The organism is Caldimonas sp. (assembly GCF_046289365.1).
GTDB lineage: Bacteria > Pseudomonadota > Gammaproteobacteria > Burkholderiales > Burkholderiaceae_C > Caldimonas.
In genome coordinates this window covers 1-10,540 of the sequence record NZ_JBKBVU010000115.1, presented here as the reverse complement: position 1 = coordinate 10,540, position 10,540 = coordinate 1, and the positions used below count along the sequence as shown (strand labels likewise).

General features: G+C 67.7%; 11 protein-coding genes and 1 riboswitch. Of the genes, 7 read left to right on the top strand and 4 right to left on the bottom strand.

Translation table 11 applies throughout. The features are described 5' to 3' along the window. Positions 1-364 (bottom strand): FkbM family methyltransferase (locus ACK42S_RS11845; protein WP_409707489.1); only part of this gene is annotated, 364 nt, incomplete at its 3' end. A gap of 47 nt (positions 365-411) precedes the next feature. On the opposite strand from ACK42S_RS11845, the gene ACK42S_RS11840 reads away from it, so the two are divergent. From ACK42S_RS11840 to metW, 3 genes are all read left to right on the top strand, one after another. Further along, positions 412-1,257, top strand: coding sequence for a metallophosphoesterase (locus ACK42S_RS11840; RefSeq protein WP_409707485.1), 846 nt, complete (start codon positions 412-414; stop codon positions 1,255-1,257). After that, a riboswitch (SAM riboswitch) is annotated at positions 1,254-1,329 on the top strand. (Overlaps the previous gene by 4 nt.) 40 nt (positions 1,330-1,369) lie before the next feature. Next, complete coding sequence (locus ACK42S_RS11835) at positions 1,370-2,509, top strand: homoserine O-acetyltransferase (protein WP_409707481.1); 1,140 nt, start codon at positions 1,370-1,372, stop codon at positions 2,507-2,509. Continuing rightward, on the top strand, positions 2,506-3,090 hold the full coding sequence (gene metW / locus ACK42S_RS11830; protein ID WP_409707478.1) for a methionine biosynthesis protein MetW: 585 nt from the start codon (positions 2,506-2,508) through the stop codon (positions 3,088-3,090). The genes ACK42S_RS11835 and metW overlap by 4 nt, the downstream gene beginning before the upstream one ends. Before the next feature lie 4 nt (positions 3,091-3,094). Here metW and ACK42S_RS11825 read toward each other — a convergent pair whose 3' ends face one another. Further along, positions 3,095-4,309 carry an extracellular solute-binding protein gene (locus ACK42S_RS11825; RefSeq protein ID WP_409707475.1) on the bottom strand — a complete coding sequence of 405 codons (1,215 nt, stop codon included), beginning with the start codon at positions 4,307-4,309 and terminating at the stop codon, positions 3,095-3,097. A gap of 433 nt (positions 4,310-4,742) precedes the next feature. On the opposite strand from ACK42S_RS11825, the gene ACK42S_RS11820 reads away from it, so the two are divergent. From ACK42S_RS11820 to ACK42S_RS11805, 4 genes are all read left to right on the top strand, one after another. Continuing rightward, a complete protein-coding gene (locus tag ACK42S_RS11820) occupies positions 4,743-6,614 on the top strand; it encodes a sensor histidine kinase (protein WP_409707472.1) in 1,872 nt (623 codons plus the stop codon). A 106-nt stretch (positions 6,615-6,720) separates the two neighbouring features. Continuing rightward, on the top strand, positions 6,721-7,365 hold the full coding sequence (locus ACK42S_RS11815; protein ID WP_409707469.1) for a DsbA family oxidoreductase: 645 nt from the start codon (positions 6,721-6,723) through the stop codon (positions 7,363-7,365). Positions 7,366-7,373: 8 nt separating this feature from the next. Then, positions 7,374-7,964, top strand: a complete 591-nt coding sequence (locus ACK42S_RS11810; RefSeq protein ID WP_409707466.1) for an IMPACT family protein — start codon at positions 7,374-7,376, stop codon at positions 7,962-7,964. Positions 7,965-8,024: 60 nt separating this feature from the next. Further along, positions 8,025-8,990: a recombination-associated protein RdgC gene (locus ACK42S_RS11805; RefSeq protein WP_409707463.1), complete on the top strand. Its 966-nt coding sequence runs from the start codon at positions 8,025-8,027 to the stop codon at positions 8,988-8,990. A gap of 4 nt (positions 8,991-8,994) precedes the next feature. On the opposite strand, the gene ACK42S_RS11800 is transcribed toward ACK42S_RS11805, so the two are convergent. Together ACK42S_RS11800 and ACK42S_RS11795 are read right to left on the bottom strand one after the other, a co-directional pair. After that, positions 8,995-9,705 (bottom strand): VC0807 family protein, encoded by a 711-nt coding sequence (locus ACK42S_RS11800; protein WP_409707460.1) that lies wholly within the window; start codon positions 9,703-9,705, stop codon positions 8,995-8,997. A 31-nt stretch (positions 9,706-9,736) separates the two neighbouring features. Then, positions 9,737-10,540 (bottom strand): CoA transferase (locus tag ACK42S_RS11795; RefSeq protein ID WP_409707457.1); only part of this gene is annotated, 804 nt, incomplete at its 5' end.

Below are 10,540 nucleotides of genomic sequence, written 5' to 3'. Positions count from 1 at the left end.
CCGCACGCTGCGCCCAGTCGGCCGACAGCGTGCTCACGGTGGGCGTGGCCTCGCTGGCCAGCAACTGCGCCTGACCGGGCTCGCGCCCCAGGGCCACCGGCAGCACCGTCACGCCCGCATCGCGCGCGAACCAGCGCGACAGCAGCGCCACGAAATCGGGCTGCGGCTCCACCGCCACCACCCGCGCGCCCAGCGCCCGAAAGGCCCGCACCCGGTTGCCCGCATGCGCCCCCACATCGAAGGCCAGCCCGCCAGCCGGCACCACGGGCGCATAGAAGCGCCGCAACTGCGCCGCCCGCCACGGAATGCCGTGGTAGATCGCAAGGGAGCGCAGGAGGCCGAAGGTGCGGGCAAGCCGGGGCATACACCGGCATTGTGCGCGAGGGACGGCACAGGCCCTAGACTGGCGTGATGCGCCTGCAACTGCTGTCTGACCTTCACCTCGAAAACGACCCGGGCTTCGTGCCCCAGGCTGCGCCGGGCGCCGACCTGCTCGTGCTGGCGGGGGACATCGGCTCCTACCAGGCCGGCTCGCGCCTGGACGAACCCGACTTCGGCCTGCGGCGCTTTTCGCCGCGTCACGGCCCGTGGCGCACCGTGCTCTACGTGCCGGGCAACCATGAATACGACGGCCTGGAACACGACGATGCCCACGCCCGGCTGCGTGACGCCTGCGAACGCCTGGGTCTGACCTGGCTGGAACGCGAGACGGTGGTGATCGACGGCGTGCGTTTCGTGGGCACCACGCTGTGGACCGACTTCGAAGCCCTGGTGGACCCGCGGGCCGACGTGACCCGCCAGCGCCAGCAGCGCGAGAAGGCCCACCGCGCCGCGAACTTCTACCTGCGCAAACACACCATCCTGAGCCAAGGCCTGCCCCGCTTGGCCGATTATTTGGCCGATCTTGGGCGCGCATGCCAGCGCTGTCTGCGCGAAGCTCTGGCCACCCCGTTCGACGGCCCCACGGTGGCGGTGACGCACTTTGCGCCTTCGCTGCGCAGCGCCGACCCCCGCTATGGCCTGGTGCCGGGCACGGCGGGCTTTTGCAACGCGCTGGACGAGCTCCTGCCCCACACCCGGCTGTGGATGCATGGCCATCTGCACTGCCCGGTGGACTACACCGTGGAAGGCATCCACGAGGGCCGCCCCTGGCGCTGCCGCGTGGTGGCCAACCCGCTGGGCTATGCGCACAAGGGCGAGCAGGCAGGCTTCAAGGCGGACTGGACGGTGGACGTGCCCGCTGCCGCTATACTTTGAGGCACAGCGCCGATTTGTTCCGGCTTGCGGGCGCTTTAGAAATGCAGCTAAAGGGGGCACGGCGACCCGGCCTCACCTTCAGCGTGATGCCGGGTTTGTCGTTTTGGGCCCCATGACTTCACGATCGATCGGACACGTCGTCCCGCAGTCCCTGCACTTTGCCGAGCCGCTGCCGCTGCGCAGCGGGGCGAAGCTGGCTGATTACACCCTCGTCTACGAGACCTACGGCACGCTCAATGCCAGCAAGAGCAATGCCGTGCTCGTGTGCCATGCGCTCAATGCCTCGCACCACGTGGCCGGCACCTACGAAGGCCAGGAGCGCAGCGAAGGCTGGTGGGACAACCTCGTGGGCCCCGGCAAGCCGCTGGACACCGACCGCTTCTTCGTGATCGGCGTGAACAACCCCGGCTCGTGCTTCGGCTCCACCGGACCGATGCACACCAACCCCGCGACCGGCCAGCCCTATGGCGCCGACTTCCCGGTGGTGACGGTGGAGGATTGGGTCGATGCCCAGGCCCGGCTGCTCGACCGTCTGGGCATCGATCAACTGGCCGCGGTGATGGGCGGCAGCCTGGGCGGCATGCAGGCCCTGGCCTGGACGCTGCGCTACCCGCAGCGCGTGCGCCACTGCATCGCCATTGCCACCGCGCCCAACCTGTCGGCGCAGAACATCGCCTTCAACGAAGTGGCGCGCCGCGCCATCATCACCGACCCCGACTTCCATGGCGGGCACTACCAGCGCCATGGTGTGGTCCCCAAGCGCGGCCTGCGCGTGGCCCGCATGATCGGCCACATCACCTACCTCAGCGACGACGTGATGGAGCAGAAGTTCGGCCGCCAGTTGCGCGCCGCCGAGCTGGGCTACAGCACCCAGGAGATCGAGTTCCAGATCGAGAGCTACCTGCGCTACCAGGGCGACAAGTTCAGCGAGTACTTCGACGCCAACACCTATTTGCTGATCACTCGCGCGCTCGACTACTTCGACCCCGCCGCCGAGCACGGCGGCGACCTCACCCGCACGATGGCCGTGGCCCAGGCGAAGTTCCTGGTGGTGAGCTTCACCACCGACTGGCGCTTTTCGCCGGCGCGCTCGCGCGAGATCGTCAAGGCCCTGGTCGACAACCGTCGCGAGGTGAGCTACGCGGAGATCGACGCCCCTCACGGGCACGACGCCTTCCTGCTCGACGATGCGCGCTACCACGGCGTGGTGCGGGCCTACTACGAGCGCATCGCGAAGGAGGTGTCGGCATGAGCGAAAGGAAGGACCTGGAGCTGATCGCCGAATTGGTGCCCGCGGGCTCGCGCGTGCTCGACCTGGGCTGCGGCACCGGCGAGCTGCTGGCGCTGCTGCGCGACCGCAAGGGCTGCACCGGCTATGGCGTGGAGATCGACGATGCCAAGCTGCTGGCCTGCGTGCAGCGCGGCGTGAACGTCATCCAGCTCAACCTCGAGGAGGGGCTGGCGATGTTCGAGGACCAGAGCTTCGACGTGGTGCTTCAGCTCGACAGCCTGCAGCACATCCGCAACACCGAGACCATGCTGCGCGAGACCGCCCGGGTGGGCCGCATCGGCATCGTGAGCTTTCCCAACTTCGCGCACTGGCCCAACCGCCTGCAGGTGGCTCTGGGCCGCATGCCGGTCACGCGTGTGCTGCCCTACGAGTGGTACGACACGCCCAACATCCGCGTGGGCACCTATGCCGACTTCGAGGTGCTGGCGCGCAAGAACGGCTTGCAGGTGCTCGATGCCTTCGGCATCCAGGCCGGCCGTGTGGTGCGGCGCCGGCCCAATCTGCTGGCCAGCGTGGCGGTGTTCAAGTTCACGCGCGGCTGAGGGCTCAAGGCGGCTTCAGGTAGCCGGATTGCTGCATTTGGGAGCGCACGAGGGTTTGCGCCCGGGCCAGCTGATCGGCCACTGGCAGGCGCTGTGGCGGCAAAGTTTGCGACAGCAAATACCCCACGGCCGTTCCCAGCGCTTGGAACTCGGGGATGCCCACCCACTGGATGCCCACGTAAGGCACGGGCAGGACGCTGGGCTTGCGCGGATCGGCCGTTTCCAGCGCCGATTTTTCAACCAGCGCATGCGGGAAGCGGGCGATGAAGCCCGGTTGCTCGTACAAGCCCCGGCGCACCCCGGCAGGCACGGCCGACCAGCCCAGCTCACGCGCGGCCAGTCGCTGATAGTCCGTCGATGTCGCCCATTCGACGAATTGACGCGCCAGCTGCGGATGACGGCTGCTCGCCGGCACTGCCAAGGCCCAGATCCACAGCCATTGAGACCCTTCGATGTGTTGGCCCACCGGCGCCGCCGCATACGACACGCGTCCGGCTACACGTGACAACTCGGGGTTTTCCAGCGTGTAGCCGGCCACCGTGGCATCCACCCACAACGCGCAACGCCCCGCAGCGAACAGTGAGAGGTTCTCGTTGTAGCCATTGGCCACGGCATCGGGTGGGCCGTAGAGCGTGAGCAACTCCTGGTAGCGCGTGAGAGCCGTTTGCCACGCCTCGGACGTCAACTGGGGCTGCCATCGCAGATCGAACCAGCGTGCCCCATGGGTATGCGCCATCGTGGTCAGCAAGGCCATGTTCTGACCCCAACCGGGTTTGCCGCGCAAGCACACGCCGTAAATCCCCTGATCCGGCCGGTGCAGACGGGACGCCCACAGGCCGATCTCCTCCCAAGACGGCCGATCGTTCCACGGCAAGCCAGCGGCGCCGAGCAAGTCGCGCCGCACCATGGTCATGGTGCTTTCCGCATAGAACGGCAGCGCGATCCAGCCCCCCTCTTGCTTGAGCGACCGGCGCACGCTGGGCAAGATATCGTCTTCGTCATAGGACACCGAGGGCTGCAGGCGTGACAACCACGGCTGCCCGGCCCAGGATTGGGCCTCGTAGTTGCCCAGCGTGACCACATCGAACCGGCCTTCGCCTTTGATGACATCGCGGCTGACGGCCTGTCGCAGTTGGTCCTCATCCAAAGTCACCCAGCGCAAACGCACTGCCGGATGGGCCGCCACGAAACGGCTGCTGAGCCGCTGCAGCTGCAACATGTGCTGATTGTTGACCGTGGCGATCACCAGCTCCGTCGGCCGCTGAGCCTTCGGCTCTGCCAGTGATGTCTGGGCTGCACTGCCGAGCATCAGCGCGGCCCACACCGACAGGACCGCCCCGATACGCGGCTTGTCAGAGCGGCGGCACAGGCCGTATGCTGCGCGTGCTGCCTGTGTCGCCGCCAGGCAGGCAGGCCAGTGCGCAGTGGCTGGTTCGGCAGGGCAGGCTTGCGGCATCACGGTGAACGGCAGGCGGGTCGAGGCGGCGCGGGGGACCATCGTATCCAAGCTCCACCTGGCTTCGCAACGCAATGGCTCGGGGTCAAGGATGAGTGGCATTGGGCGGCCGATCAATCGGGTCGATCCCCGTTACAGCGTGCGCGCACGCATCGCTTGGGTGGCCGCGCTATGTGCGGTAGGCTTCGCATTGGCGATGTCGGCCGCTTTGTGGCTGGACCAGCGGGCCCGGACCACGCAAATTGTCCAACGCGCGGTTGATCAGCAAGCCCAGCTTTACAGCAGCGTCTTGCGTCAGGCCATCGCACAGCAAACCGAATCCTTGGCGGGATTGGCCGCCTTGCCCGATCTGGCCAGCGGCTTGATGGATTCGCACTTCGTGCGCTTGAAGCTGGAGCAGGCCCGTGTTTACTTTCCTCCGGGGACGCAGTGGTTGGCCTGGATCGGTGCTGATGCCCGGGTGCGGGCTGCCACGGGGCATTTGCTTGAAGGGGAGAAAGCTGCCTTTGCCGCGGATCTTGATCCGGAGGCCACGGTCTGGGTCCGTGCCCCGCGCCGCGTGCCCGAGCTGGAGCCTTACCTGCCGCTCGATTCCCAATCCCGATCGCCTTTGTTGATGGCGGTGGGAGTAGCCATCGTGGGGCCCGATGGCCGCTCGCACGGGCACCTGATCAGTTTGGTCGATTGGGATCGCGTGGGTCGTTACCTGATCCCCCTGGCGGACGACGCGTCCTCGGAGCGGCGGGTGTTGTTGGTTTCTGACGAGGGCGATATCTTCGCCGCTCCGTCCGATTTCGACCCGAAGCGGTGGTCGGCCCGCATTTTTGCCTCCTTGCCGCCGTCGTCTGCCCCGCATCTGGCCGAGTGGCCCCAGTGGGGCCGGCAATGGACAGCCTCGGCCCCGGTGTATTGGGGCGCCAATGGTCAGACCTCGCTGGGGCGGGTGGTGCTCTTGTACGACACCCAACGCGGCTGGGCGGCCACACCGGCATGGTCGTGGCGTTGGATCGGCGTGGCAGTGGCAGGCATGGGCTTGTTGACGTGGGGCATGTGGTGGATCAGCGGGCGCTTGACGCGCCGGCTCGATCAACTGTCCGCTGCAGCGCAGCGATACCGGCATGGCCAGTCGCCCCAGTGGCAGCCGCCGCGCGAGGTGTTCGATGAAATCGATGTGCTGGCCGACGCTTTGGCGCAAATGCACGCAGCCTTGCGCGAGCGTATCGAGGAGGTCATGCAACATCGTGACGAGCTGGAGCAACGGGTGCGCCAGCGCACCGAAGAGCTGCAAGCCGCCAAACAGCAAGCCGAACAAGCCAACGTGGCCAAAGGCCGCTTCGTGGCGATGTTCAGCCACGAGATCAGAACGCCGATCAATGCGATCATCGGCGTCTCTTACATGCTCCAGCATGGCCTGGCCGGCGAGCAGCGCGACCGGCAATTGCGCATGCTGGATGAAGCGGCCCGGCATTTGCTGGACATTGTCAACGACGTGCTGGACCTGTCCAAGATCGAAGCGGGCATGTTCAAGTTGGCCGATGAGGTGTTCGATTTGCACGAGGCGCTCGGCAGCGTGGTGTTGATCATGGAACCCAAGGCGCACGCCAAGGGTTTGCGGTGGGAACACGACTACGCCGGGGTGCTGCGGGCGGTGCGCGGAGACGCGGTGCGCATCCGGCAAGTGGTGCTGAACCTGGTGTCCAATGCGATCAAGTTCACCGATCAGGGCTTCGTCGCCTTGAACGTCGAAGAGCGCGATCGCAGCGAGCAATCCGTGACGCTCAGCATCCGGGTGCGCGACAGCGGGCCAGGCATGAATGAGCAACAAGTCGCCCGCCTGTTCCAACCCTATGTGCAGGTGCATGAAGGCAGCGATGCGAATCGCCCCGGCACGGGTCTGGGCTTGGCCATCACCCGCATGCTGGTGCAGCAAATGGGAGGCGAGATCGGCGTGCACAGTCAACCGGGGCAGGGCAGCACATTTTGGTGCACGGTGCGGCTGGCCCGCGCCCACCTGAACACGCAGTTCGGCGAGCCCAGCCCGGTCTCGCAAGCGCATACCGCTTCGTAGTTCATGGCGGCTCGCATGGCGAGCCCGCCGCTTCAACGACCTTCGAGCCGGTGGGGCAAGATGCAGCCTCGTTGCATCGACCCCGAAGACTTGGACAATCTCGGACATGAGAATCGACTTCGTCTCCGACATCGTCTGCCCCTGGTGTGCCATCGGCCTGAGCGCCCTGGAACAGGCCCTCGAACGCCTGGGCCCGGGTGTGGCGGTGAGCCTGCATTTCCAGCCTTTCGAGCTCAACCCCGACATGCCGCCCGAAGGCCAGGACATTGGCGAGCACCTCGCGCAGAAGTACGGCCTCACGCCCGAGCAGGTGGCGGCCAACCGCGAGATGATCCGCCAGCGCGGCGAGGACGTGGGCTTCACTTTCCGCATGGATCCACGCAGCCGCATCGTCAACACCTTCAACGCCCACCGCCTGCTGCACTGGGCGGGCGAACAGGGCGGCGATGCCCAGCACCGCCTCAAGAAAGCCCTGCTGGGCGCCTACTTCACTGAAGGGCAGAACCCGAGCGACATCGCCGTGCTGCTGAGCGTGGCAGGGGCGGTGGGCCTGGACGAAAGCCGTGCGCGGCAGATCCTGGAGGGCGACGACTACACCGAGGCCGTGCGCGAGCGGCAGCGCTTCTACGCTGAGCAAGGCATCCGCGCCGTGCCCTCGGTCATCCTCAACAACCGCCACCTGATCCAAGGCGGCCAGCCGGTCGAGGTGTTCGAGCAGGCCCTGCGACAGGTGGCGGCGGCTGAAGGCTGACGCGCGTCATGCTCTGGTCCCTGGCGGCGGCGGCACACAGCGAACTGCTCATCAAGAAAAGCCGCTTTCTCGGCTGCGTGGAGCCCGTGCCCGATCGCGCAGCGGCCGTGGCGCGTGTGGCCGCGCTGCGGGCCGAACATCCCGGTGCGGCCCACGTGTGCTGGGCTCTGATGGCCGGCGGACAGTCGGCCGCGCACGACGATGGCGAGCCCGGCGGCACCGCGGGCCGCCCGATGCTGGAGGTGTTGCGCCATCACGAGCTGGACGGCGTGCTGGCCACCGTGGTTCGCTACTTCGGCGGCGTGAAGCTCGGGGCCGGCGGGCTGGCGCGCGCCTACGCCGACACCGTGGCCCAAGCACTGCTGCGGGCCGAAAAGGTGGCCGTGCAGCGGCGCGTGCACCTGGCCTGTGCCTTGCCCTATGCGCTGGAAGGCCTGGTGCGGCGCGAGTTCGAGGCCGTTGGCGGTACCCTGGTCAGGGTCCGCCACGGCGATGAGGTGATGCTCGCCTATCAGCTGTTCGAGCCTGCCGCGAAGACTGTGCGCGAGCGGCTGGCCGAATTGGGCCGGGGCCGTATCCACTGGTTACCCGGGGATTGAGCGCCGATGCGTGGACAATGCGCCCTTTTGCCCCGATGTCGGGGTGTCAGAGGGTGGTCCTTGTTCAAGAACCTGAGCTTGTTTCGCATCGGGGCCGCGTGGTCGGCCTCGTCCTCGCAGGTGGAAGACCTGCTGCAAAAGGATGTGTTCCTGCCTTGCGGGGCCTCGCAGCCGCAGTCGGCCGGCTGGGTGCCGCCGCGCGGGCAGGCCCATGGGCCCTTGCTGGAAGTGGTCGACGGCCAATGGGTGTTGCGCCTGAAGATCGAGCGCAAGCTGCTGCCCGGCTCGGTGGTGCGCGAGCGAGCCGACGAGATCGCGCAAGGCATCGAGCACAGCACGGGCCGCAAGCCCGGGCGCAAGCAAATGAAGGAGCTGCGCGAGCAGGCCATGCTGGAACTGCTGCCCCAGGCCTTTACGCGGGCCTCGGCCCTGTGGGTGTGGATCGATCCAGCCCGGCACCTGCTGGCCATCGACACCAGCAGTGCGGCGCGCGCCGAAGAGGTCATCACGCTGCTGGTGAAGGCCCTGCCCGGTTTCGAGGTTCGCCAGATCCACACGGCCCAGTCGCCGCAGGCGCTGATGTCGGACTGGCTGGTGAGCGGCGAGCCCGCAGCCGGTTTCACCGTGGACCGTGAATGTGAGCTCAAGTCGGCCGACGAGATGAAGTCGGTGGTGCGCTATGCCCGCCACCCGCTCGACACCGACGAGGTGCGCGCGCACATCCAGGCCGGCAAGCAGCCCACACGGCTGGCGCTGACCTGGGCCGAGCGTGTGTCCTTCGTGCTCACCGAAGGACTGCAGCTCAAGCGGCTGGACTTCCTGGACGGCGTCTACGAAGGCCGCCCCAGCGTGGGGGCTGACGAAGCCTTCGACGCCGATGTGGCGATCGCCACCGGCGAACTGCGCCGCCTCATTCCCGACCTGATCGAGGCCTTGGGCGGCGAGCAGGAACCCGGTGTGACGGCGGCCGCGCCGGCCTCGGTGCTCGACACCACGCCCGCCGAGGCCGAGGCCGCGCCCTGGTGAGCGCTCAGCCCTGCTTCGCCGCTTCCTCGCCGTGGTGGAGCATCTCGGTGAGCTTCAGGCCGGTGAGCGCCTTGGCACCCTGCACCAGGTAGTACAGCACGCCGGCCATCATCAGCATCGAGGGCAGGGCGATCATCGGGTAGCTCACGAGCGTGAGCCGCCCGAGCTCTTCGTTGAAGGCCTCGGTGCCCGAAGGGCTGGTGACGATCCAGCGCGCCAGGAGGTAGTTCATCACCGACGAAAACGCGAAGGTGCCGGCCACCAGCAGCGTGCCGGTGCGCAGCCGCGCTTCAAAGGCCTCCACATGGCCGCGTTCTTGCAGGTGGCGGTGCACACGTTGCACGTCGAGCACGGTGTCGTTGTAGACCAGCGCGCGGATCAGCGGCGTACGCGTGAAGGCCGAGGCGAACACCACCAGGCCGATGATCCCTGGAACGGCCGCTTCCTTGACGGCCAGCCACTGGGTGTCGAGCTGCATCAGCCCGATGCCGCCGGTGAGCAGCGTGCTCACCAGGCCCAGGGCCGCGATCCAGCTCAGGTGACGGTTGCGGATGCCGTCGTACAGGCCCCAGCCCAACGGGAAGGCCAGCGCCAGCACCAGCGCCCGCACAGGCCCCAGGTCTTCGGCGCCGCTGAACCTCATCAGGATCACCGCCGGGATCACGATGGCGATCACGACTTCGAGCAGCGGGGAGGTCTGGCGCTTGGGTTTCATCGGGAATGCTTCAGGACACGACCCTCATAGCTTAGCCGCCCGAGGCAGATGCCCCACCGTCGTGCAGGGAGATCACCCCCGCCTCGCGCAGCGCCTCGATCTCGCCGTCGCGATAGCCCAGCTCGTGCAGCAGCTCGCCACTGTGCTCGCCGATGGACGGCGGCGCGCGGCGCAGGGGCAGGCGTTGGCCGTCGAGGGTGAGCGGCAGCAGGGGCACGACGGTGTCGATGGCCAGGCCGCCGCCTTGGGTGTCGGCTGCCAGGCGCACCGGGGCCAGACCGCCGGTGGCCCGCAGATGCGGGTCGTCGAAGAGCTCGTGCGGGCGCGTGATGGGTGCAAAGGGCAGGCCGTGGGTTTCGAAGCGATGCGCGATCTCCTCGGCCGGCAGTCCGGCCAGGTGCTCGCGCAAGCGCGGGATCAGCCAGTCGCGCGCTCGCACGCGGTCGTTGTTGCTGCGCAGGCGCTCGTCTGCGGCCAGCGCCTCCAGGCCGAAGGCCGCGCAGAAGGTGGCCCATTGCGCGTCCGACACCACGGCCAGGAAGATCTGCCCGCCGTCCTTCACGGTGAAGACGTCGTAGATGCCCCAGGCCGAGATACGTGCGGGCATGGGCGCAGCCGGCTGCCCCGTCACCGCGAACTGCATCATGTGCTGCGCCACGAGGAAGACGTTGTTCTCGAAGAGCGCGGCCTGCACTTCCTGGCCACGACCGGTCTTTTCGCGCTGGGCCAGCGCGGCCATCGCGCCCAGCGCGCCGAAGAGGCCGCCCATGACGTCGTTGACGCTGCTGCCCGCGCGCAGCGGCCGCCCCGGCGGGCCGGTCATGTAGGCCAGGCC

Excerpts from the sequence above, each read along its gene's own strand:
- metW (WP_409707478.1), top strand. The coding sequence starts at position 2,506 with ATGAGCGAAAGGAAGGACCTGGAGCTGATCGCCGAATTGGTGCCCGCG.
- ACK42S_RS11810 (WP_409707466.1), top strand. The coding sequence starts at position 7,374 with ATGCTCTGGTCCCTGGCGGCGGCGGCACACAGCGAACTGCTCATCAAG.
- ACK42S_RS11800 (WP_409707460.1), bottom strand. The coding sequence starts at position 9,705 with ATGAAACCCAAGCGCCAGACCTCCCCGCTGCTCGAAGTCGTGATCGCC.
- ACK42S_RS11820 (WP_409707472.1), top strand. The coding sequence starts at position 4,743 with ATGTCGGCCGCTTTGTGGCTGGACCAGCGGGCCCGGACCACGCAAATT.
- ACK42S_RS11815 (WP_409707469.1), top strand. The coding sequence starts at position 6,721 with ATGAGAATCGACTTCGTCTCCGACATCGTCTGCCCCTGGTGTGCCATC.
- ACK42S_RS11825 (WP_409707475.1), bottom strand. The coding sequence starts at position 4,309 with ATGTTGCAGCTGCAGCGGCTCAGCAGCCGTTTCGTGGCGGCCCATCCG.
- ACK42S_RS11835 (WP_409707481.1), top strand. The coding sequence starts at position 1,370 with ATGACTTCACGATCGATCGGACACGTCGTCCCGCAGTCCCTGCACTTT.
- ACK42S_RS11840 (WP_409707485.1), top strand. The coding sequence starts at position 412 with ATGCGCCTGCAACTGCTGTCTGACCTTCACCTCGAAAACGACCCGGGC.